The organism is Streptomyces sp. NPDC001407, assembly GCF_042895325.1.
Lineage (GTDB): Bacteria > Actinomycetota > Actinomycetes > Streptomycetales > Streptomycetaceae > Streptomyces.
The window spans coordinates 18,536-39,931 of record NZ_JBIAWF010000001.1; the positions used below are offsets into that span (position 1 = coordinate 18,536).

Genomic DNA, 21,396 nt, shown 5'->3' on the forward strand with positions numbered 1-21,396 from the left:
TGAACTGCGGTGATCGGCCCGCGCCGTGCTGTGCTTCGCGGCGGCGGTCCATGAGGTGCTCGGACCGGCCGCGGCGACCGCCCTGTCGGACCTGGCGTGGGGGAGCCGAGTCGGGCTGTACGGGAGGGCCGCCGCGGTCGGGGTCGTGGGTCGGGAGGGACGTGTCGAGGGCCGGCCAGGACGGCCGGGCGGGGTCAGACCGCTTGCACGGCTTCCGGGGTTTCCGGCAGGTGAATGCCCAGTTGCTCGGTGAGGGCGACGACCTCGTGCACCTCGCCGAAGTCGCGGGCGGCGGTGCCCACGGTCTTGCGCAGGCGGTTGTTGACCCGCTCCGAGCGCACCTGCTTGGCGATCTTCAGGGCCTTGCCGGCCAGGACGGTCGCCTGCTCCGGCTCGCGCTGCATCAGGTGCACGGTGGCCATGCCGATGAGATTGAGTGCATACGACCGGTGGTGGTCGCCGTCCTGCTCGAAGAGCTCGACCGCGCGCTCCATCTTGGGCCGGGCGAGCGAGGCGTACGTCGGGCTGCGGCCGGCCACATAGGCGAGGTCGCGGAAGGAGTGGGCGTTCTCGGCGTTGAGCTCGGCCTCGGAGAAGAAGCGGATCCAGTCGGGCTCGTCGTCACCGGAGCCGCAGTCGGCGAAGCAGTCCTCCGCCATGGTGACCGCGCGCTTGCACTTGGCGGGCTGCCCCATATTGGCGTACGCCCGGGCCTCCACGGCGTAGAGCATCGCCTGGGTGCGCGCGGTGGCCGTCTCCCGCGAGCCGTACTGCCCGAGGTGGATGAGCTCCAGGGCGTCGTCGGGCCGGTCGAGGTGGATCATCTGGCGGCCCATGCTGGAGAGGATGTACGACCCGAGGGGGCGGTCGCCGGCCTCCTTGGCGGCGTGCAGGGCGAGCACGAAATACTTCTGGGCGGTGGGGTGGAGGCCGATGTCGTAGCTCATCCAGCCCGCCAGCTGGGCCAGTTCGGCGGCGGCCTTGAACAGCCGCTTGGAGGTGGCCTCCGGCTGCGGCTCCTGGAGCAGGTCGGTGACCTCGTGGAGCTGCCCGACCACGGCCTTGCGGCGCAGCCCGCCGCCGCACTGGGCGTCCCACTGCCGGAACATCACGGTCGTGGACTCCAGCAGATCCAGCTCGGGCGCGGAGAGGCGGGACGCGCGCGGGGAGCGGTCCGACACGCTGTGCAGATCCCGGCCGACGGGGCCGGGCGTGAGCCAGCGCTGCATCGGCTCGATCAGCGAGGGGCCCGCCGCGAGGGCGAGCGAGGCACCGAGGAAGCCGCGCCTGGCCAGCATCAGGTCGCTGCGGGAGAACTCGCTGATCAGCTCGACGGTCTGCGGGCCGGCCCAGGGCAGATCGACGCCGGCCACGGAGGGCGACTGGTGCGCGGCCCGCAGCCCGATGTCCTCGACGCCGACGACGCAGCCGAAGCGCTCGGAGAACAGCTCGGAGAGGATCTTGGGAATCGGCTCGCGCGGCTGCTCGCCGTCGAGCCAGCGGCGCACCCGCGAGGTGTCCGTGCTGATGTGGTGGGCGCCCAACTGCCGCGCCCTGCGGTTGACCTGGCGCGCCAGCTCGCCCTTGGACCAACCGCTGCGCAGGAACCAGGAGCCCAACTGCTCGTTGGGACGCTTCTCGGCCCGGTCGGACCCGGCCTTCTCAGCTTTCTCGGCACCACCGGTGCCGCTGCCGTTGCCGCCCACCTGGAAGCCCCCATCCCGAACTCTGTGATCAGTGCGTGAACCGCAAACAGCTTGCCGCCCACTGCGGCGGCCTGTCCGGTGATGCTCCACCCCGGCCGGGGGTTGTGCGGCCGGGCGGCGAAACGGGCCGCGCCTCCGACGAATTCGACTTGTCGGCGGGTGCATCTCCGAGGTCCGTGCACCGAAAGTAATCCTACGATCACTGATCACGCGAGGGCAGTCCAGGAAACGCCACCATTCGCCACCCCAAGGAATGAACTCAACCGCACCTCCACGCGATTGACTTGACACATACCGATCAGGGGCAGGTCGGACCGATGCGCGCCACGGCGCGCATTCGGCCGCGCGCACCGGGCCGCACACCTTCACGCCGCCACGGGGAGGGATTCGACGACCGTCCGTGTTCGAGACACTCCGAGTCGTAACCATCGGCGAGCACGACCCGTTGGAGGGGGCATGGGCTTCACTATCGGCGGCATCCGGGATCTGCGCTCGGGCTCTCGGCGCCGCGGACGCGCGGCCGAGACCGTGACAGCGGTGGCGGAGTACACCGGCCTGTGGGGATGGGATGTGGTCCCGGGCGCACGCGCCTCCCGCGGCGGGCGCGTGGCCTGTTCCTGCGGCACCACCGACTGCCCGGACCCCGGCGCGCATCCGCTCGCCTTCGCCCCGCCCGTCCCGGCGGGCGCCACCCTCGGCGCCGCAGCGGCCGCGTGGGGCGAGGTGCCGGGGGCCGCCGTGCTGCTGCCCGTGGGCCGCTCCTTCGACGTCCTGGAGGTCGCCGAGACGGCCGGGCGGCACGCCCTCGCCCGGCTCGAGCGCATGGGGCTGCCGCTCGGCCCGGTGGCCCTCACCCCGCACGGGCGGGCCCTGTTCTTCGTCGCGCCCGGCGCCGCCGCCGAACTCCCCCAGCTCCTCTACCGCATGGGCTGGGACGACGCCCGCCTCGACCTCCGCTGCCTCGGCCCCGGCGACCACATCACCGCGCCGCCCTCCGATCTCGCGGGCCTCGGCCCGATGCGCTGGCTGCGCCCGCCGACCCTCGACACCGCTGGCCGGCCACCGCAGGCGCGGCTGCTGCTGGGCACGCTGGCCTACGTCTGCCACCGCGCGCCGCTGTGCCGTTGAGGCCGCCGCCCCGGCTTCAGCGCGCGACGAGCGGGGCCCCACAGCCGAAGCTGTGGGGCCCCGCTCGTCGCGCGGATCGCGTCGGTCAGTCGCCGATCAGGGCGTCCACGAACGCCTCCGGCTCGAACGGCGCGAGGTCGTCCGCACCCTCGCCCAGGCCCACCAGCTTCACCGGCACACCCAGCTCGCGCTGGACCGCGATGACGATGCCGCCCTTGGCGGTGCCGTCCAGCTTGGTGAGCACGATGCCCGTGATGTCCACGACCTCGGCGAACACCCGCGCCTGCACCAGGCCGTTCTGCCCGGTGGTGGCGTCGAGGACGAGCAGCACCTCGTCGACCGAGCCGTGCTTCTCGACGACGCGCTTGACCTTGCCGAGCTCGTCCATGAGCCCGGTCTTGGTGTGCAGGCGGCCCGCGGTGTCGATGAGGACGACGTCCGCCTTCTCGGCGATGCCCTCCTTGACCGCGTCGAAGGCGATCGACGCCGGGTCGCCGCCCTCGGGCCCGCGGACCGTGCGGGCGCCGACACGCTCGCCCCAGGTCTGGAGCTGATCGGCGGCGGCGGCGCGGAAGGTGTCCGCAGCGCCCAGGACCACGGACTTGCCGTCGGCGACGAGGACGCGCGCGAGCTTGCCCGTGGTGGTGGTCTTGCCGACGCCGTTGACGCCGACGACCAGCACGACACCGGGCTTCTCCTCACCGTTCACGCCCACGCCGGGCTCGGTGTGGACCATGCGGTCGGTGTCGGCGCCGATGAGGGCGACGAGCTCCTCGCGCAGGAGGACGCGCAGTTCCTCGGGGGTGCGGGTGCCGAGCACCTTCACCCGCTCGCGGAGGCGCTCCACGAGCTCCTGCGTGGGCGCGACGCCGACGTCAGCGGTGAGCAGGGTGTCCTCGATCTCCTCCCAGGTGTCCTCGTCGAGGTGCTCGCGGGAGAGCAGGGTCAGCAGACCCTTGCCGAGGGAGTTCTGCGACCGGGAGAGCCGGGAGCGCAGCCGGACGAGCCGGCCGGCGGTGGGCTCCGGGACCTCGATCTCGGGCGCTGCCGGGGCCTCGGGGGCCTCCGGCTCCGCGACGGGCGCCTCGGCCACCGGGGTGTCGGCCGCGGGCAGCTCGACCTCTTCGACGGTGCGGCGCGGCTCCGGGCGCGGGGTCTCGGCCTCCTCGCCGACGTGCGGCTCGGCGGGCGGCGCGGTGACGGACGGGCTGCTCGGCGGGGCCGGGGGCAGCTGCTTCTTCTTACGGCTGCTGACCACGAGCCCGCTGATCGCGCCGAGCGCGACCACAGCGATGACTACAGCAAGGATGACGATTTCCATAACGTCCCCAGTATCGGACACCGGGCCGTCATCGCGCCGCCGCCTCCGCGACCTGTGGATTCGTACGAAGTAACGAGGACCAAAGGCACTATCTGGCCAAAGTTGGAGCAAAGTACGATGGCGTGTGACGTTGTGACGCGCGTAGAGTCCGCAGCGTCTCTTTCTGCCCCGGCCCTTCCGCTGTGGCTTTTGCCCCGCTTCACCCGCACGGAGCCCCCCACATGGACAACGTCGTCCCCGCCGAGTCCGACGGCGCGATAGAAACCCGCGGCATCGAGCCCGTCCCGGACCATGAGCGGCACGGTCGCGTCCGGGAGCTGTTCCCCACCTGGGTCGCCGCCAACATCAGTGTGCTGCTGCTCACCATGGGCGCGGCCCTGGTCGTCTTCAACCAGCTGAACTTCTGGCAGGTCCTGATCGTCGCCGGGTGCGCCGCGCTCGCGTCGTTCGGCATGGTCGGCGTGCTGTCGGTCTCCGGCAAGTGGGGCGGCGCCCCGGGCGCGATGCTCTCCCGCGCGACCTTCGGCGTCCGCGGCAACCTCTTCCCGGGCGCGATCCTGTGGGTCGCCCGCTTCGGCTGGGAGACGATCAACGCGGTCACCGGCGCCTACGCCGTACTGACCGTCCTGGACCTGCTCTTCGGCATCAAGAGCAACACCCCGCTGATCGTCGTCACGCTCTTCCTGTTCGTCGCCAGCACCTTCCTGGTGAGCGGCATGGGCCGCAAGGCGCTGAACGTCTGCAACAAGTGGTCGACGTACCTCTTCGGGGTCTTCTCCGTGCTGGTGCTGGGCTACCTCGTCGTCCACATGGACTGGAGCGAGGTCTTCTCCAAGCCGACGGGCACCACCGCCATGATGATCACCGGCATCGGCACCATCGCCGCCGGTGGCATCAGCTGGGTGCCGACCGGTCCCGACTTCGCGCGCTACCTGCCGCACAAGGCGTCCGGCAAGAAGATCGTCGGCGCGACGGTCTCCGGCGCCGGCCTGGTGATGGTCCCGATGGTGCTCATGGGCGCGGTCATGGCCGTGGCGACCCCGGATCTGGCAAAGGCGCCGGACCCGGTCTCCTTCCTGGGCGACATCCTGCCGACCTGGCTGGCCGTGCCGTACCTCGCGACCGCGATCGTGGGCATGCTGCTGATCAACAGCCTGTCGATGTACTCGGCCGGCTTCACCGCCCAGACGATGGGCGTCAAGCTGCCGCGCGCGATGGCCGTCAGCATCAACGCCGTGATCTCCCTCGTCGGCGGTCTGATGCTGATGCTGGTCGCCAAGAGCTTCCTCAGCTCCTTCATCACCTTCCTGATCCTGCTCGCGGTCTCCTTCTCCGCGTGGATCGGCGTCTACGCCGTCGACATGGCCCGCCGCCGGGCCCGTGCGGTGCGCTACGACGCGGAGGCCCTGATGGACACCGGCCGCACCAGCCGCTACTGGTACGTGGGCGGCTTCTGCTGGCAGGCGATGACCGCCTGGACGGTCGCCCTGATCGCGGGTGCCTGCTTCACCAAGTGCGACTGGTTCGCCGGTCCGCTGTCCGGCACGTTCATCGGTGAGTACGGCCTGGGCTGGGCGGCCACGATCGCCATCGCGGCCCTCGTGATGCTTCTGCTTCCGACGCCGCAGGAGTCCGTGGCGGAGGCCTCGCCTTCGGCCCCGGCCCGCGAGAAGGTCTCGGCGTAGCCGGGCCGCTGCGCTTGGCTTCACCCCGTCCCCTTCCGCCGTTCCCCGGCGGGAGGGGACGTTTGCGTGTCGGGCGGGCTCGTGGTCTGTTCCCCTGCCCCGCCCCTTCCCGGCTGTATCTGATGTGCGGCTCCGCCGCGTGGGGGGCTTCGCCTGCGGCGCTTTGTTCCCCAGCCCCGCCCCTTCCCGAAACTGGCGGCAAGCCCCCCAGACCCCCGCAACACGGCTTCGCCGCGTTGTCCTCAAACTCCCCCAGCTACCGCTGGGGGAGTTTGAGGACTAGCGCCGCAGGCGCTGCGCGTCAGCCGACGTCCCCGCGCATCGGGGTCTGGGGCAGAGCCCCCCACGCGGCGGAGCCGCAAATTCAGATGCAGCCGGGAAGGGGCGGGGCTGGGGAACAAAGCGCCGCAGGCGCCGCACCCCACCCGCATACAAAACGGCCGCTGCCCCCGGCTCACGCAAGTGAGCCAGAGGCAACGGCCTTCGAGGAGAGAGGCGGCGGGGTGGGTCAGCCCATCTCCTCCAGCGCCTTGCCCTTCGTCTCCTTCACGAACTTCAGCACGAAGGGGATGGAGAGCACGGCGAAGACCGCGTAGATGACGTACGTACCGGAGAGGTTCCAGTCCGACAGGCTCGGGAAGCTCGCGGTGATGGCCCAGTTGGCGATCCACTGCGCGGACGCGGCGACGCCGAGCGCCGCGGCGCGGATGCGGTTGGGGAACATCTCGCCGAGGAAGACCCAGACCACGACGCCCCAGGACAGGGCGAAGAAGAGCACGAACGCGTGGGCCGCGATCAGGGCCACCGTGCCCTGCGCGGTCGGCAGCGAGCCGTCGGCCGCCTTGGAGGCGAAGGCCCAGGCTTCCAGCGCGAGGGAGATCGCCATGCCGGCGGAGCCGACGAGCGCGAGCGGCTTGCGGCCGATGCGGTCGACGAAGATCATCGCGATCACGGTGCCGACGATGTTGATGATCGACGTGGTGAAGGAGTAGAGGAAGGAGTCGCTCGGGTCGATGCCGACGGACTGCCACAGGGTCGCCGAGTAGTAGAAGGCGACGTTGATGCCCACCAGCTGCTGGAAGACGGAGAGGCCGATGCCGACCCAGACGATGGGCAGGAAGCCCGCCTTGCCGCCCAGCAGGTCCTTGAAGGTGGACTTCTGCTCGCTGTGCATGGCCAGTTCGATCTCGGCGACGCGCTTGTCGAGGTCGACGGTGTGGCCCTCGACGTCGGCCAGCACGACCTTCGCCCGGTCGACCTTGCCGACGGAGATCAGGAAGCGCGGGGACTCGGGGATCGCGAAGGACAGCAGGCCGTAGAGGACGGCCGGGACGACCATGACGCCGAGCATGAGCTGCCAGGCCTCGATGCCCAGGACGTGGCCGCGCTGCTCACCGTGCGCGAGGTTGAGGATGCCCCAGTTCACGAGCTGCGAGACGGCGATGCCGACGACGATCGCGGCCTGCTGGAAGGAGCCGAGCCGGCCGCGGTAGGCGGGCGGCGAGACCTCGGCGATGTAGGCCGGGCCGATGACCGAGGCCATGCCGATGGCGATGCCGCCGAGGACGCGCCAGAAGGCGAGGTCCCACAGCGCGAAGGGCAGCGCCGAGCCGATCGCGCTGATGGTGAAGAGGGTCGCGGAGATCTGCATGACGCGGATCCGGCCGATGCGGTCGGCGATGCGGCCCGCGGTGGCGGCACCGATCGCGCAGCCGATCAGGGCGATCGCGATGACCTGGGCCAGAGCGGCAGAGCCGATGTCGTACTTCCCGCGGATACCCTCGACGGCACCGTTGATCACGGAACTGTCGTAGCCGAAGAGGAAGCCACCCATGGCCGCGGCCGCGGTGATGAAGATGACATGGCCGAGGTGGTCCGGCTGGGCCTTGCGGCCCTCGGACCCCTGCGCCATCGCAGTGCTGGTCAACGTGTACTCCTGAGGCCCGGCGGCATTGCCGGGCGTGGGGGGCTTGGCCCTTCAAGTGGGGCACAACTCCGGGGGGCCCACCACTTGAAGGTATTAGCAACGTTGCAGACCTTATGCCTTCAATTTTCTAAGTCAATAGGTCGTAACCAAGAAGTTTCCTGGGGGCTTCCTGAGCGTTGCGTTCAACACTTGAAGTAGCGGTCAGGAACTACGCAGTCGCTGACTGATCACCTTGGAAACTCCGTCGCCCTGCATGGACACGCCGTACAGCGCGTCCGCGACCTCCATCGTCCGCTTCTGGTGGGTGATCACGATCAGCTGGGAGCTCTCCTGGAGCTCTTCCATGATCCGGATCAGCCGCTGCAGATTGGTGTCGTCCAGCGCCGCCTCGACCTCGTCCATCACATAGAACGGGCTGGGCCGCGCCTTGAAGATCGCCACCAGCAGTGCCACCGCGGTCAGGGACCGCTCGCCGCCCGACAGCAGCGACAGCCGCTTGACCTTCTTGCCCGGTGGCCGCGCCTCCACGTCCACACCGGTCGCCAGCATGTCGTCCGGGTCGGTGAGCACGAGCCGGCCCTCCCCGCCGGGGAAGAGCCGCGAGAAGACGCCCTCGAACTCCCGGGCGGTGTCGTGGTAAGCCTCCGTGAAGACCTCCTCGACCCGCTTGTCGACGTCCTTCACCACCTGGAGCAGGTCGCTGCGGGTCTTCTTGAGGTCCTCCAGCTGCTCGGAGAGGAACTGGTGCCGCTCCTCCAGCGCCGCGAACTCCTCCAGCGCGAGCGGATTGACCTTGCCGAGCTGCTGGTACGCGCGCTCCGCGGCCTTCAGCCGCTTCTCCTGCTCGGCCCGCAGATAGGGCACCGGCCGGTTCCTCGGGTCCTCCGGGTCCTCGGGCAGCTCCTCGCCCTCGGCCGGCGGCGACGGCGGTACGGGCTGGTCCGGCCCGTACTCCGCGACGAGCGCCGTGGGCTCCACGCCCAGCTCCTCCAGGGCCCTGGCCTCCAGCTGCTCGATGCGCAGCCGCTTCTCCGCGCCGAGCACCTCGCCCCGGTGCACCGAGTCCGTGAGCCGGTCGAGCTCGTCCTTGAGCTCGCGGCCCCGGTTGCGCTCCGCGATCAGGTCCCGTTCGCGTTCGGCCTTCGCCGCCTCCGCGTGCGTACGCTCCTCGTCGGCACGGACGACCGACACCTCCACGTGCGCCAGCAGCTGCCGGGCACCCGCGGCGACGGCCGAGGCGACGCGAGCCTCGTGGCGCAGCCGGGCGCGCCGCTGCTCCGCACGCGCCCGCGCCTCCCGTTCGGCGCGCGCCACCCGGTCCAGCCCGTCCGCCCGTCCGGCGAGCGCCTTCACCCGCTCCTCGTGCGTACGGACCTGGAGCCGGGCCTCCATCTCGGTCTGCCGAGCGTTGGCCCCGTCGGCCGCGAGCCGGTCGCGTACGGAGGTGTCCGGCTCGTCCGTGTCCTCCGGGCCCGCCTCCTCGGCCACCGCCAGCCGCTCGGCCAGCTCCTCGGCCTCCTCGGTGGCGCGGACGAGTGCCTCCTCGGCCCGTGCCACGGCCGCCGCCGTACGGCCCGCCTCGTCGGCCGCCGCGCGCGCCTGCCCGCCGAGGCGCCCCAGAGCCTGGGCGACCTGCGACTTCTCGCGGTCCGCGGCGCTGCGCCTGCCCGCCAGCTCCTCGACCAGGGCGGCGCATGCGACGCGCCGCTCGTCCGCGGTCCGCTGGGCGAGCGTCAATTCCTCGCAGCGGGAGTCCAGTTCGGCCAGTTCGGCGGTGGCCTCGTCGACGGCGGACTGCACCTCCAGCAGGCTGGGCGCGCCACCGGAGCCGCCCTGCGCGAAGTGTTCCCCGAGGAGGTCGCCCTCGGCGGTCACGGCGACGTACTCCGGCCGTTCGGCCACCAGTTCCTCGGCCTCGTCCAGCGTCCCGACGACCATGACGTTCCGCAGCACCGGTGCCACGGCGGCCAGCAACGCGGCGGGCCCGTGGACGAGTTCGAGCGCGGGACGGGGGCCGGGGCCCGCGGGCGCCGGGGCGGTGCGGTGTTCTCCGGCATCGCCCAGACCACGCGCCACCAGCAGTGCCGCGCGCCCGGCGTCCTGCTTGCGCAGCAGGCGCAGGGCCTCGGCGGCCGTGGCGGTGTCGGTGACGGCGAGGGCGTCGGCGGCGGCGCCCAGGGCGGCTGCGATGGGGAGTTCATGGCCGGAGGCGACCGTCAGGAGCTCGGCGGCCGGTCCGAGCAGTCCGGACAAACGATCCTGCGCGGACAGCAGCGCGCCCGTGCCGTCCTTGCGGCGCAGGCCCAGCGCCAGGGCGTCGCGGCGGGCGGCGGTCGCCGCGCGGCGGCGCTCGGTGGCCGTCGCCGCCTCCCGGGCCTCCGTCAGCGCCGCCTCGGCCGCGGCCAGCTCGCGCTTGGCGTCCTCGTGCCGGGCGGCGAGCTCGAGGTCCCCCGCGTCGAGCCCCTCGACCTCGGCCCGCTGCCGCTCGTACTCCTCCTCGGCGGTGGCCGCCCGTTCGCGGGCCTCGTCGCGGGCGGCGGTCAGCCGGTCGATCTCGGCCTGCGCGGAGGCGGCCCGGCCGTGCGCGGCGGTGACGCGCCCGTGCAGGCGGGCGAGGCCCTCGCGGTGGTCGGCGACGGCGCGGGCGGCGTCGCGCAGCCGCCGCTCCTCCTCCGCGAGCCGGCGCTCCAGCTCGGCCCGGTGCGCGGTGGTCTCCTCCAGGGCCGTGCCCGCCGCTTCGAGCGCGGCCTCGAGCTCCGCCTCCTGCTCGCGGACCCGGGCCGCCTCGCGCTCCAGATCCTCGGGGTCGCGGCCGCGGCGCTCCTCGGCGGGCGCGGTGGTGGTGCTGGTGACCCGGGCGTCGGCCAGGCCGATCGTGCCGCGCACCCGCTCGGCGAGCTGCGACAGCTCGTACCAGGTCCGCTGGGCGGCGGCGAGGCGCGGTGTGAGCGCGCGGACCTGCTCCTCCAGCGCGGCCTCGCGCTGCGCGGCCGCCCGCAGCGCGCTCTCGGCGGCCTCCTTGCGGGCCTTGAGGGCGGCCTCGTCGGCGAGTTCGGCGTGCAGGGCCCGGCGCAGGGTCACCAGGTCGTCGGCGAGCAGCCGCAGCCGGGCGTCGCGGAGGTCGGCCTGGATGACCGCGGCCCGGCGGGCGACCGCGGCCTGCCGGCCGAGCGGCTTGAGCTGGCGGCGCAGTTCGTCGGTCAGGTCCTGGACGCGCGCGAGGTTCGCCCGCATCGCGTCGAGCTTCCGCAGCGCCTTCTCCTTGCGCTTGCGGTGCTTCAGTACGCCGGCCGCCTCCTCGATGAAGGCGCGGCGGCCCATGGGGTCGGCGTGCAGGACGGAGTCCAGCTGGCCCTGGCCGACGATGACGTGCATCTCGCGGCCGATGCCGGAGTCGGAGAGCAGTTCCTGGATGTCGAGGAGCCGGCAGGTGTCGCCGTTGAGCTGGTACTCGCTGCCGCCGTTGCGGAACATGATCCGCGTGATGGTGACCTCGGCGTAGTCGATGGGCAGCGCGCCGTCGGAGTTGTCGATGGTGAGCGAGACCTCGGCGCGGCCCAGCGGCGGACGGCCGGTGGTCCCGGCGAAGATGACGTCCTCCATCTTGCCGCCGCGCAGTGACTTCGCGCCCTGTTCTCCCATGACCCAGGAAAGCGCGTCGACCACATTGGACTTTCCGGAGCCATTGGGTCCCACCACGCACGTGATCCCGGGCTCGAAGCGCAGGGTCGTCGCGGAGGCGAAGGATTTGAACCCTCGCAGGGTCAGGCTCTTGAGGTGCACGCGGAAGGACTCTACCGGCCGCGCGCCCCCCACGACCGCCCGGCACGAGGCAGCCGGGGGCGACAACAAGCTGCCCCTTTCAATTTTCCGGTTTCACCCGGGAAGGGGCAGGGCACATCAGTCCAAGGGGACGGGAGGAAAACGGCCGGAAAACGGCACGGTGATACGACGATCAGATGGGGCCCACCGGATACGACGAAGGGACGCCGGAGCGTCCCTTGCAACTCTCAAGCGGCTGACAGTGCAGCCCGACCGGGCCCCCGGGGCAGGGCGGCTGCGGTCAGGCGAGCGCAGGCTCCGCCTGGGATACGTCGATGCTGTCGAGCAACGAGTCGCCGTGGTGAGCGGCGGCAGTCAGCGCGTCGTTCTCGGCCTGCATCCGGATGAGCTCGGATTCAAGGTCCTGGACACGCTGCTGAAGCCGTCGCATCTCGGAGAGGACTCGGGGGTCGGAGCCGCCGACGTAACCGAGAAGCGCCTTTGCCATGATGGATGGTCCTCCACACTGAGTGACCGACCGAAGCGGTGTGGGTCGTGAGGGATTCGCACCCGCGGTCTGCCATCACTACTGCGGTGTTCAATGCCAAACAGCTAAGGTGCGCGGGGCTTCCAGAGTCTCACCAAAAAGTTTGACGGTCAACACGATCACACCCCGTATCGGCGGGCGTCCCAGGGGTGCGCGGCGGTGAATACGCGGCGCAGTCGCTCCCGGGCCCGGAGGGGCGTAGAGATCATCCGTTGAGCAGCAGCCTTCCACGAGAGCGGCGAGTTGGCAACCATCAGGGAATTTCTTCCGTTCGCATATGCCAATGACATATCAATAAGGTCGCCGCGCCTCACGGACACCGCTTCTCTGCGGGGGTCCGCCCCGCCCGCCCCGGGATAAAAATCCCCATTCCGGCATGGATGGTCAGCGGATCTCGAAGCCGTCATAACCGCCGCGCGGCACGTCCCAGATCTCCGTGACGCCCTCCACGCGGCCGGGCGTGTTCCCGTCACGCAGCCAGTCGAGCAATTGTTCACAGCCCTCGCGCGCGCCCTCGGCGACCACCTGGACCCGGCCGTCGGCGAGATTCGAGGCGAAGCCCTCGAGCCCACCGATCCGCAAGGCGTTCTCCCGGGTGAACCATCGGAAGCCGACACCTTGCACATGGCCCCGGACCCAGGCCGTCAGACGGACATTCTCGTTCATGTCTGCACGTTAACCGACCAATTGCATACGAAGCGCTTAGACCCTGGCCCTATTGCCGTACAGTCGCCGGTCGTCAGGTCCCACCCCCGTACGAGTGACGCACGATGACGCCGAACACGTGAGGAAGGCAGCGGATGGGTCGCCATCGACGCTCTGCCCACCAAGCCCCCGGTCACCCCGCAGCCGCTCCCCCGCCGGCCGAGACGCCCTCGGTGCACGGGACCTCCGGCACCGGGCCCCCGTACGGGCCCGGCGAACCCACCGACGCAGGCCGGCACCGCACCGCGCGGCGGCGCGGCCGGGTGAGCGCCCCCGTGCGGACCGGGCTGCTCGGCGCTTCTGCGGCGATGGCGATGGGTGTGGTCGCGATGGCCTCGGGGCTGTTCTCCGGAGGGGACACCCTCCAGCTAGGCGGCGGCAGCCCCGGCGGGCAGGTGCGCGCCGACGACCCGCCCGTCCTGCAGAGCGACCCGCAGCCGCGCGCGCAGGCCCCCGCGCCCGACCGCGGCGGGCTGCCGGTGAGCCGCGGGGCGCAGCGCCCGGAGGCGCGGCCCACGCCCTCCGCCGACCCCTCCCCGGAGGCGCCGTCGCCCGAGCCGGACGGGTCCGGCATCGATCCCGGCAGCGAGGCGCACACCCTCCCGGCCACGATCCCCGGCACCGCCGCCGCGGATCTGCCCGTGGCGGACCCCGGCGATCCGGGCACGGCTACCGAAGCGGTCGACCTCCAGGCGACGCCCGTCGCCCAGATCCTCGCCCTGGTCAACAAGGAGCGGGCCAAGGTCGGCGCCCGGCCGCTGGCTCCCAGCCCCCGGCTCTCCTCGCTGGCGCAGTCCTTCAGCGACGACATGGCCCGGCGCGGCTTCTTCGCGCACACCGACCCGGACGGGCGCACCCCGTGGGACCGCGCGGCCGGCCGCGGCATCGGGAACCTCGGCGGCGAGAACATCGCGCGCGGCCAGCCCGACCCCGAGGCCGTCATGGAGGCGTGGATGCACAGCACGGGACACCGGGCGAACATCCTCAACCGGGAGTACCGCACGCTGGGGATCGGTGTGAACCCCGGGGCGGGCGGGCCCTGGTGGACGCAGGACTTCGGCTATTGAGCGCGGGGAGGACGGCGTGCCCCGCCGCCGGCGTCAGGCCCCGCGCGGCGGGCGCTGGCAGCGGGGGCAGAAGTAGCTGGAGCGGTTCATCCACGGGCGCCGCCGCATCGGCGTGCCACAGCGGCGGCACGGCTCGTCCTCACGGCCGTACGCGTCCAACGACCGGTCGAAATAGCCGGATTCACCGTTGACGTTGACGTAGAGGCTGTCGAAGCTCGTGCCGCCGACGGCGAGCGCCTCGTTCATGACCTCACGGATGTGCGTGAGCAGTTCTGCGCTGCGCGGGCGGGTGAGCGTCGCCGTGGGGCGGTCGTAGTGCAGCCGAGAGCGCCACAGCGCCTCGTCGGCGTAGATGTTGCCGACGCCGCTGATCAGCGACTGGTCGAGTAGGGCCCGCTTGACGGTCGTACGGCGGCGGCGCAGCGCGGTGTGGAACGCGGCCTCGTCGAAGGCGGGGTCCAGCGGGTCGCGGGCGATGTGCGCGATGACGTCGGGCAGCCCGTCGGGGTCGCCGGGCACGGGCTCGTGCAGCGAGAGGCCGCCGAAGGTGCGCTGGTCGACGAAGCGCAGCTCGGTGGGGAGGGTGTCGGCGAAGCGGATGCGGATCCGCAGGTGCTTCTCGTCGGGCGCTTCCCGCGGCTGGACGAGGAGTTGACCGCTCATCCCGAGGTGGGCGAGCAGGGAGAGGCCGGGAGCGGCCTGCCCGGCCGCTTCGAGCGGCACCCAGAGATACTTCCCGCGGCGGTGGGCGGTGCCGAGCGTGCGCCCGGTCAGCCGGTCGGCGAAGTCGTCGGGCCCGGCCGGGTGCCGGCGGATCGCCCGGGGGTGCAGGACCGCCACGTCGGCGATGGTGCGTCCGCTGACCCACTGCGCCATACCGCGCCGTACGACCTCGACCTCGGGCAGCTCGGGCACGGCAGCGGTACTCCTTCGCGGGGGATATTTCGCCCGCCGGGGCCGCGGCCCCGGGGCACTCGGTGAAACGTGATCGCCGGGCGGGTCTTCGAGGACCCGCCCGGCGATCACGGACGAACACGCGTCAGTGCGACGCGCCCTGCACACCGTCGGCGGGCTCGGAAGCCGCCGGGTCGGTCCCGGTGGCCGTGGCCTCCGGGGCGGCCTCGGCCGTGGCCTTGGCCTGTGCGGCCGAGGCGCGTGCCTCCGCCGCTTCGTGGATGGCGCGCCAGGCGGCCTCCGCCGCCTGCTGCTCCGCTTCCTTCTTGCTGCGGCCGGTGCCGGTGCCGTACGCGACACCACCGACGCGGGCAGCAGCCGTGAAGGTCTTCTCGTGATCGGGGCCGGTCTCGGAGACGAGATACTCCGGGACGCCCAGTCCCTCCGTGGCGGTCAGTTCCTGGAGGCTGGTCTTCCAGTCCAGGCCCGCACCGAGGTTGGAGGACTTCTCGATCAGCGGATCGAAGAGCCGGTGCACCAGCTCGCCGGCGGCTTCGAGGCCCTGGTCGAGATAGACCGCACCGATCACGGCTTCCAGCGTGTCCGCGAGGATGGACGCCTTGTTCCGGCCGCCCGTGCCCTCTTCGCCCCGGCCGAGCCGGATGAAGGAGCCGAGGTCGAGACCGCGGCCGACCTCCGCCAGCGCACGGGAGTTGACCACCGCGGCCCGCAGCTTGGCCAGCTGGCCCTCGGGCAGGTCGGGGTGGATGCGGTACAGCGTGTCGGTGACCACCAGGCCGAGCACGGAGTCACCGAGGAACTCCAGCCGCTCGTTGGTGGGCAGCCCGCCGTTCTCGTACGCGAAGGAACGGTGAGTCAGCGCACGCACCAGAAGGGCGGTCTCGAGTCTGTACCCGAGCCGCCCTTCCAGAAGCGTGTGAGACGAGGCCGTGTCCGCCGGCGCCTTCTTCGGCGTAATGGCGTCTGACATTGAGCCTGTCACCCGCCGATCAGACCTCGAGGACCTGGCGCTTGTTGTAGGTGCCGCAGCTCGGGCACGCGATGTGCTGCAGCTTCGGCTCGTGGCAGCTAGCGCATGCCACCAGGGTGGGGACCGCAGCCTTCCACTGCGACCGGCGGTGGCGCGTGTTGCTGCGCGACATCTTCCGCTTCGGAACAGCCACGGCTACTTCTCCTGTGAGTCATCCCCGCCGGAGCGGGGTGCGTTGTCCATCTCGCCGTCCTGGTTGGACCCGGCGAGTCCCTGCAGTGCCGCCCAACGAATGTCGACGGACTCATGGTGGTGCTCCGGGTCGTCCGCCAGCCGCGCTCCGCACTCGGAGCACAGGCCAGGGCAGTCTTCCTGGCACACCGGCTGCAGCGGCAGTGCGAGCACCACCGCGTCACGCAGCACGGGTTCGAGGTCGAACAGGTCGTCCTCGAGGAAGAGCATGTCCTCCTCGTCTTCCTCGGCGTCGTCGTCCGTGGCCGCGGGGCGGCTCCGGGCGTCGGCGTCGGGGTAGGAGAACATCTCCTGGAAGTCCGCTTCGAGCTCTCGCTCCAGCGGCTCCAGACACCTTACGCACTCCCCTGTCAGCGGTGCACGGGCGGTGCCTGTGACAAGCACCCCTTCCATGACCGACTCCAGGCGGAGGTCGAGCTCCACCGTCGCGCCCTCGGCGACCCCGATGACCTCGATACCGAGATCGGCGGGTGCCTCGATCGAACGGGAGACCCGCTTCAGCGCACCGGGACGCCGGCCCAGCTCGCGTGTGTCGAACACGAGAGGGGAACGGTGATCAAGGTGGGCGTTCAGGGTTTCCTGCTTTCTACGCTGCGGCGAGGGCCCCCCGACGCGCGATACGCGTCCCGGGCAGCCCTGATCGCGAATGCACACGCGACCGAAGAGCCAGAATACTCGACGGGCCGCCGTACACCCAATCGGCAACCGGCCGATGCGGCCCTCGGGCCGTCAGCGTCCCTGCTCGTACCGGCGGAGCTGATCGAGGTCGATCATGCTCGTGTCGAAGAGACTCGTCTCGTCGAGCTGGGGCTGCTGGGACGGCTGGTGCTGCTGGGCTTGAGGTGACTGCTGTTCGTGGCCCTGGTGGCCGGCCGGAGCGGTGTAGCCGCCGTGCTGGTCGTAGCCCCCCGACGCGGCCGGGGCGGGCCAGGCGTAGGGGTCGTGCTGGGCGTAGCCGCCCTGGACCGCGTACGGATCGGGCCGGCCGTAGGACGTCTGGTAGGCATACGGGTCGGGCTCGTAGGCCTGGGCCGGGTAGTAGTCCGGCTGCGCGGGCACGGGCGGCGCCGCGGGCGGTGGGCCGACGGGCTCCCGCGGGGCCGCCAGCTCCGCGAGGAAGTCGGCGTCGCTGGTGTGGTGGCCGCCGGGGAGGCCGTCCTGGGCGGCCATGTGGGCACCCAGCTCGTCCGTCGGACGGGCGCCGGTCAGCTTCTCCCGGCCCCGGCCGACCGCCTCCAGGGTCTTGGCCAGCACGGCCGCGACCGCGCCGAGCTTGGCGTCGACGTAGGCGTCGGCACGCTGCCGCTGGAGCCCGGGGTCCGAGCTGCGCTCGGGGCCGTCGTCGGGCAGTCCCTCCGCGTCCCGGTCACCCTCCGCCCCCGGCAGGCCCAGCAGCTTCTCGCGGCCGCGGTCGACGGAGCCGATGGTCTTGGTGAGGACGACCTCGAAATTGGCGAGCTTGCTGTCGACGTAGTCGTCGGCCTCGGCACGGATCTCCTCGGCCTCCCGGCGGGCCTCCGCGAGGATGCGGTCGGCCTCCTCCTGGGACTGGCGGGCGACCTCGGTGTCGGAGATCAGCGAGCCGCGGTGGGCGCGGGCGGACTCGATGATCCGCTCGGCCTCCTCGCGGGCGTCGGCGACGAGCCGCTCACGGCCGCCGATCAGCTCCTCGGCCCGGGCCAGGGAGTCGGGCAGGGCGGCCCGCACCTCCTCCAGCAGGGCGAGCAGCTCGGCCCGGTTGACGACGCAGGAGGCCGACATGGGCAGGGACCGGGCGCCGGAGACGGCCCGGACGATCTCGTCGAGCTTCTTCTGCACGTCCACCTTGGCGCTCGCCACTCTCTTCTGACGATGGGCACGAACGGGGACGACTGTACGGCCAGTCGACCCCCGCCCGACACCGGGTGACGAGCTGTCAGCCCGTCAGTCCCGGCCGAGCCGCTCGCCGAGCGCCTCCAGCACCAGCGGCGGCACCAGGTGGGAGACGTCGCCGCCCCAGGCCGCGACCTCCTTGACGAGGCTGGAGGACAGGAAGCTGTAGGTGGGGTTGGTGGGGACGAAGAGGGTCTCCACCCCCGAGAGCCCGTTGTTCATCTGGGCCATCTGGAGCTCGTAGTCGAAGTCGCTGACCGCCCGCAGGCCCTTCACGATGGCGGGGATGTCGCGCTGCTTGCAGAAGTCGACGAGGAGTCCGTGGAACGCCTCCACTTCCACGTTGCCGTACTCCGCGGTGACCTGGCGGAGCAGGTCGATGCGCTCGTCGACGGTGAACAGGCCCTGCTTGGACTTGTTGATCATCACGGCGACGTGCACGACGTCGTACAGCTTGGAAGCGCGGGCGATGATGTCGAGGTGTCCATTGGTGACGGGGTCGAACGACCCCGGACAGACGGCGCGGCGCAACTGTGGTTCCTCGCTCTCCGGTCCATTCATGACGCGCGGGGAGATGTCGTCTCTTCGGCGCACGTCGAAGCGGCGCGACCGTACCAAAGCGTTCCCTCGCCGTAGCGACGGGCCCTCAGGGGCTCGAAGCCGTCCGGCCAGGGGAACTCCCCGCCCCTGGTGCTGCGCTCAACGGTGACCAGCGCGTCGTCCGCAAGCCAGCCCTGGGCGCGGAGTGTGAGGAGAATCTCCCGAAGATCGTCGTTTTCGACGGCGTAGGGCGGGTCGAGGAAGACCACGTCGTACGGGGCGGTGGGCACCGGTCCGGCGACGACCTGCGCGGCCTTGCCCGCGCGCACCTCGGCGCCCGGCAGCCCGACGGCGCGGACGTTGTCACGGATGGTGCGGACCGCGCGGGCGTCGGCCTCCACCAGGAGGACATGCGCGGCGCCGCGCGAGAGGGCCTCCAGGCCGACCGCTCCGGAGCCGCCGTACAGATCCAGCACCCTGGCCCCCTCCAGGGGGCCGAAGAGCGATTCCCAGGTGGAGAACAGGCCCTCGCGCGCCCGGTCGGAGGTCGGGCGGGTGCCGGTGCCGGGCGGCACGGCCAGGCGGCGTCCGCCGGCGGTACCGGCGATCACGCGGGTCATGGGGTCCTCGGTCCTTCGCGGTCGGTCGGCGGGTCGGGTGGGCCCGCCGTCCACTCAGATTAGAACGTGCGGGGCGCGCTCACCCCCGGCCCGTGGGGCACTCCTGTCTCAGCCCTTGTCCAGATACCGCTCGCGTTCACGGTCCAGCAGCGCGTCCAACGCAGTGCGCAGCTCGGGCAGTCGTGTCAGCTCGGGGTCGGCGGTGACCACCGCGGCGGCCTCCTCGCGGGCGGCGGCGATGACCTCCTCGTCCTCGATGACCGTGAGCATCCGCAGCGACGAGCGGACGCCGGACTGCGCCTGGCCGAGGACGTCGCCCTCGCGGCGCTGCTCCAGGTCGATGCGGGAAAGCTCGAAGCCGTCGAGGGTGGCGGCGACCGCCGCCAGCCGGGCGCGCGCGGGGCTCGCCTCGGGCATCTCGCTGACCAGCAGACACAGGCCGGGGGCCGAGCCGCGGCCCACGCGGCCGCGCAGCTGGTGGAGCTGGGAGACACCGAACCGGTCCGCGTCCATGATCACCATGACGGTGGAGTTGGGGACGTTCACCCCGACCTCGATGACGGTGGTGGCGACGAGCACGTCGACCTCGCCGGCGGCGAAGCGGCGCATGACGTCGTCCTTCGCCTCCGGCTGCATCCGGCCGTGCAGCACCTCCACGCGGAGCCCGCGCAGGGGACCCGCGGCCAGCTGCGCGGCGATGTCGAGGACGGCGAGCGGCGGCCGCTTCTCGGCCAGGTCCTCCGCGGTGGGCTCGCTCTCCTCGGGCTTCTTGCGGGACTTGGGGGTCTTGGCGGCCGTGGGGCCGTCGGCCTCCTCCGCGAGGTCGTCGCCGATGCGCGGGCAGACCACGTACGCCTGGTGGCCGCCCTCGGCCTCCTCGCGCACCCGCTCCCAGGTGCGGGCCAGGAAGTGCGGCTTGTCCTTGGCGGGCACGACGTGGGTGGCGATGGGCGAGCGCCCGGCGGGGAGCTGGTCGAGCACCGAGGTCTCCAGGTCGCCGAAGACGGTCATGGCGACGGTGCGCGGGATCGGGGTCGCGGTCATCACCAGCAGGTGGGGCGGCTGCTTGCCCTTGGACCGGAGCGCGTCCCGCTGCTCGACGCCGAAGCGGTGCTGTTCGTCGACGACGACCAGGCCGAGGTCGTGGAACTGCACCTTGTCCTCGATCAGGGCGTGGGTGCCGATGACGATGCCTGCCTCGCCGGTGACGAGGTCCAGCAGGGCCTGCCGCCGGGCCGCCGTGCCCATGGAGCCGGTGAGCAGCACCACTTTGGTCCCCTGCTCGGCCCCGCCGAGCATGCCTCCCTCGGCGAGCTCGCCCATCATCTCGGTGATCGACCGGTGGTGCTGCTGGGCGAGCACCTCGGTGGGCGCGAGCATCGCGGCCTGACCGCCCGCGTCGACGACCCCGAGCATGGCCCGCAGGGCGACCATCGTCTTGCCGGAGCCCACTTCGCCCTGGAGGAGGCGGTGCATGGGGTGTTCGGCCGCGAGGTCGGTGAAGATCTCCGCGGAGACCTTGAGCTGGCCTTCGGTGAGGGTGAAGGGGAGCTTCGCGTCGAAGGCGTCGAGGAGGCCGCCGGGGACGGGTTTGCGGGCGACCGCGGGCAGTTGGGAGTCGGCGTGCCGGCGGCGGGCGAGGGCGACCTGGAGGACGAACGCCTCGTCCCACTTCAGGCGGGCCCGCGCGTCCTCGATGTCGGCCTTCGAGCGCGGGCGGTGGACCTTGCGGAAGGCGTCCGGGAGCTCGGCGAGGCCCCGGCCGTCGCGCAGCGCCGGGGGCAGGGGGTCGGCGATGTCCCGCCAGTGCTCGGCCTCGAAGAGGTCGAGCAGGGTGTCGACGGCCTTGGTGAGCTTCCAGGACTGGAACTGCTTGCACGCCGGATAGATCGGCAGGAGCCGGCCTGCGAAGGACTCGGCGGCGTCGGCGCCGCTCTCCTTGTCGAGGAGTTCGTAGTCGGGGTGCAGGAGCTGACGGGTCCGGTTGAAGAGGGAGACCTTGCCCGCGAACATCCCCCGACGGCCGGGCAGCAGCTCCTTCTCCCGCACATAGGCGCCCCGGCCGAAGAAGACGAGGGTCAGCGAGCCGCTGCCGTCGGTGACCACGACCTCCAGGCGGACGCCCTTGCCGTGGTTGAAGGTCTTCAGGGCGGCCTTGGCGACCTGGGCGACGACGGTGACGTGCTCGTCGAGCGGCAGGTCGGCGAGCCGGGTCAGCTCGCCGCGCTCGGCATAGCGGCGCGGGTAGTGGTGCAGCAGGTCGCCGGCCGTGTGCAGGTCGAGGTGCTCGGCCATCACCTTCGCGGTGTTGCCGCCGAGGATCTTCTTCAGGGGTTCGTCTAGCGCGGGCACGCCCCTATTGCACACCACGGGACTGAC

Annotated in this window: 17 protein-coding genes; 3 read left to right on the top strand and 14 right to left on the bottom strand. The window is 71.7% G+C overall.

The window, feature by feature from the left end; genetic code table 11:
- Nucleotides 1-194: 194 nt before the first annotated feature.
- A complete protein-coding gene (locus tag ACFY1P_RS00105) occupies nt 195-1,706 on the bottom strand; it encodes a hypothetical protein (protein WP_390749219.1) in 1,512 nt (503 codons plus the stop codon).
- 456 nt (nt 1,707-2,162) lie between these two features.
- Here ACFY1P_RS00105 and ACFY1P_RS00110 point away from each other — a divergent pair, with 456 nt between their 5' ends.
- Nucleotides 2,163-2,834: a bifunctional DNA primase/polymerase gene (locus ACFY1P_RS00110; protein ID WP_361534690.1), complete on the top strand. Its 672-nt coding sequence runs from the start codon at nt 2,163-2,165 to the stop codon at nt 2,832-2,834.
- Between the two features lie 85 nt (nt 2,835-2,919).
- On the opposite strand, the gene ftsY is transcribed toward ACFY1P_RS00110, so the two are convergent.
- The gene (gene ftsY, locus ACFY1P_RS00115) at nt 2,920-4,155 is read right to left on the bottom strand and encodes a signal recognition particle-docking protein FtsY (protein ID WP_390749220.1); all 1,236 of its coding nucleotides are present in this window, start codon (nt 4,153-4,155) and stop codon (nt 2,920-2,922) included.
- Nucleotides 4,156-4,376: 221 nt separating this feature from the next.
- Here ftsY and ACFY1P_RS00120 point away from each other — a divergent pair, with 221 nt between their 5' ends.
- Nucleotides 4,377-5,840, top strand: coding sequence for a purine-cytosine permease family protein (locus tag ACFY1P_RS00120; protein WP_390749221.1), 1,464 nt, complete (start codon nt 4,377-4,379; stop codon nt 5,838-5,840).
- Between the two features lie 508 nt (nt 5,841-6,348).
- Here the strand turns inward: ACFY1P_RS00120 and ACFY1P_RS00125 are convergent.
- The 4 genes from ACFY1P_RS00125 to ACFY1P_RS00140 form a co-directional block, all read right to left on the bottom strand.
- Nucleotides 6,349-7,767, bottom strand: a complete 1,419-nt coding sequence (locus tag ACFY1P_RS00125) for a sugar porter family MFS transporter (protein ID WP_390749222.1) — start codon at nt 7,765-7,767, stop codon at nt 6,349-6,351.
- Between the two features lie 201 nt (nt 7,768-7,968).
- Complete coding sequence (smc, locus tag ACFY1P_RS00130) at nt 7,969-11,550, bottom strand: chromosome segregation protein SMC (protein ID WP_390749223.1); 3,582 nt, start codon at nt 11,548-11,550, stop codon at nt 7,969-7,971.
- Nucleotides 11,551-11,830: 280 nt separating this feature from the next.
- The gene (locus ACFY1P_RS00135) at nt 11,831-12,037 is read right to left on the bottom strand and encodes a hypothetical protein (RefSeq protein ID WP_361527654.1); all 207 of its coding nucleotides are present in this window, start codon (nt 12,035-12,037) and stop codon (nt 11,831-11,833) included.
- A 423-nt stretch (nt 12,038-12,460) separates the two neighbouring features.
- A complete protein-coding gene (locus tag ACFY1P_RS00140) occupies nt 12,461-12,742 on the bottom strand; it encodes an acylphosphatase (RefSeq protein ID WP_361527655.1) in 282 nt (93 codons plus the stop codon).
- A gap of 212 nt (nt 12,743-12,954) precedes the next feature.
- Here ACFY1P_RS00140 and ACFY1P_RS00145 point away from each other — a divergent pair, with 212 nt between their 5' ends.
- Nucleotides 12,955-13,848 carry a CAP domain-containing protein gene (locus ACFY1P_RS00145; RefSeq protein ID WP_361527657.1) on the top strand — a complete coding sequence of 298 codons (894 nt, stop codon included), beginning with the start codon at nt 12,955-12,957 and terminating at the stop codon, nt 13,846-13,848.
- A 33-nt stretch (nt 13,849-13,881) separates the two neighbouring features.
- On the opposite strand, the gene mutM is transcribed toward ACFY1P_RS00145, so the two are convergent.
- The 8 genes from mutM to recG form a co-directional block, all read right to left on the bottom strand.
- Nucleotides 13,882-14,763, bottom strand: a complete 882-nt coding sequence (gene mutM / locus ACFY1P_RS00150; RefSeq protein WP_361527659.1) for a bifunctional DNA-formamidopyrimidine glycosylase/DNA-(apurinic or apyrimidinic site) lyase — start codon at nt 14,761-14,763, stop codon at nt 13,882-13,884.
- 124 nt (nt 14,764-14,887) lie between these two features.
- On the bottom strand, nt 14,888-15,733 hold the full coding sequence (gene rnc, locus ACFY1P_RS00155; RefSeq protein ID WP_361527661.1) for a ribonuclease III: 846 nt from the start codon (nt 15,731-15,733) through the stop codon (nt 14,888-14,890).
- A 19-nt stretch (nt 15,734-15,752) separates the two neighbouring features.
- Nucleotides 15,753-15,926 (bottom strand): 50S ribosomal protein L32, encoded by a 174-nt coding sequence (gene rpmF, locus ACFY1P_RS00160; RefSeq protein ID WP_030087884.1) that lies wholly within the window; start codon nt 15,924-15,926, stop codon nt 15,753-15,755.
- A gap of 2 nt (nt 15,927-15,928) precedes the next feature.
- Entirely contained in the window at nt 15,929-16,525 is a 597-nt protein-coding gene (locus ACFY1P_RS00165) for a YceD family protein (RefSeq protein ID WP_361527664.1), read from the bottom strand.
- 189 nt (nt 16,526-16,714) lie between these two features.
- Complete coding sequence (locus tag ACFY1P_RS00170; protein WP_390749536.1) at nt 16,715-17,809, bottom strand: ATP synthase F0 subunit B; 1,095 nt, start codon at nt 17,807-17,809, stop codon at nt 16,715-16,717.
- 99 nt (nt 17,810-17,908) lie between these two features.
- Nucleotides 17,909-18,388: a pantetheine-phosphate adenylyltransferase gene (gene coaD, locus ACFY1P_RS00175; protein ID WP_361527703.1), complete on the bottom strand. Its 480-nt coding sequence runs from the start codon at nt 18,386-18,388 to the stop codon at nt 17,909-17,911.
- A 26-nt stretch (nt 18,389-18,414) separates the two neighbouring features.
- The gene (rsmD, locus tag ACFY1P_RS00180) at nt 18,415-19,017 is read right to left on the bottom strand and encodes a 16S rRNA (guanine(966)-N(2))-methyltransferase RsmD (protein WP_390749224.1); all 603 of its coding nucleotides are present in this window, start codon (nt 19,015-19,017) and stop codon (nt 18,415-18,417) included.
- A 108-nt stretch (nt 19,018-19,125) separates the two neighbouring features.
- Nucleotides 19,126-21,369, bottom strand: a complete 2,244-nt coding sequence (gene recG, locus ACFY1P_RS00185) for an ATP-dependent DNA helicase RecG (RefSeq protein ID WP_390749225.1) — start codon at nt 21,367-21,369, stop codon at nt 19,126-19,128.
- Nucleotides 21,370-21,396 lie beyond the last annotated feature (27 nt).

Bases quoted from the DNA above. Each gene is read 5' to 3' on its own strand.
- ACFY1P_RS00110 (WP_361534690.1), top strand. From the start codon at position 2,163: ATGGGCTTCACTATCGGCGGCATCCGGGATCTGCGCTCGGGCTCTCGG.
- ftsY (WP_390749220.1), bottom strand. From the start codon at position 4,155: ATGGAAATCGTCATCCTTGCTGTAGTCATCGCTGTGGTCGCGCTCGGC.
- ACFY1P_RS00120 (WP_390749221.1), top strand. From the start codon at position 4,377: ATGGACAACGTCGTCCCCGCCGAGTCCGACGGCGCGATAGAAACCCGC.
- ACFY1P_RS00135 (WP_361527654.1), bottom strand. From the start codon at position 12,037: ATGGCAAAGGCGCTTCTCGGTTACGTCGGCGGCTCCGACCCCCGAGTC.
- ACFY1P_RS00140 (WP_361527655.1), bottom strand. From the start codon at position 12,742: ATGAACGAGAATGTCCGTCTGACGGCCTGGGTCCGGGGCCATGTGCAA.
- rnc (WP_361527661.1), bottom strand. From the start codon at position 15,733: ATGTCAGACGCCATTACGCCGAAGAAGGCGCCGGCGGACACGGCCTCG.
- rsmD (WP_390749224.1), bottom strand. From the start codon at position 19,017: ATGACCCGCGTGATCGCCGGTACCGCCGGCGGACGCCGCCTGGCCGTG.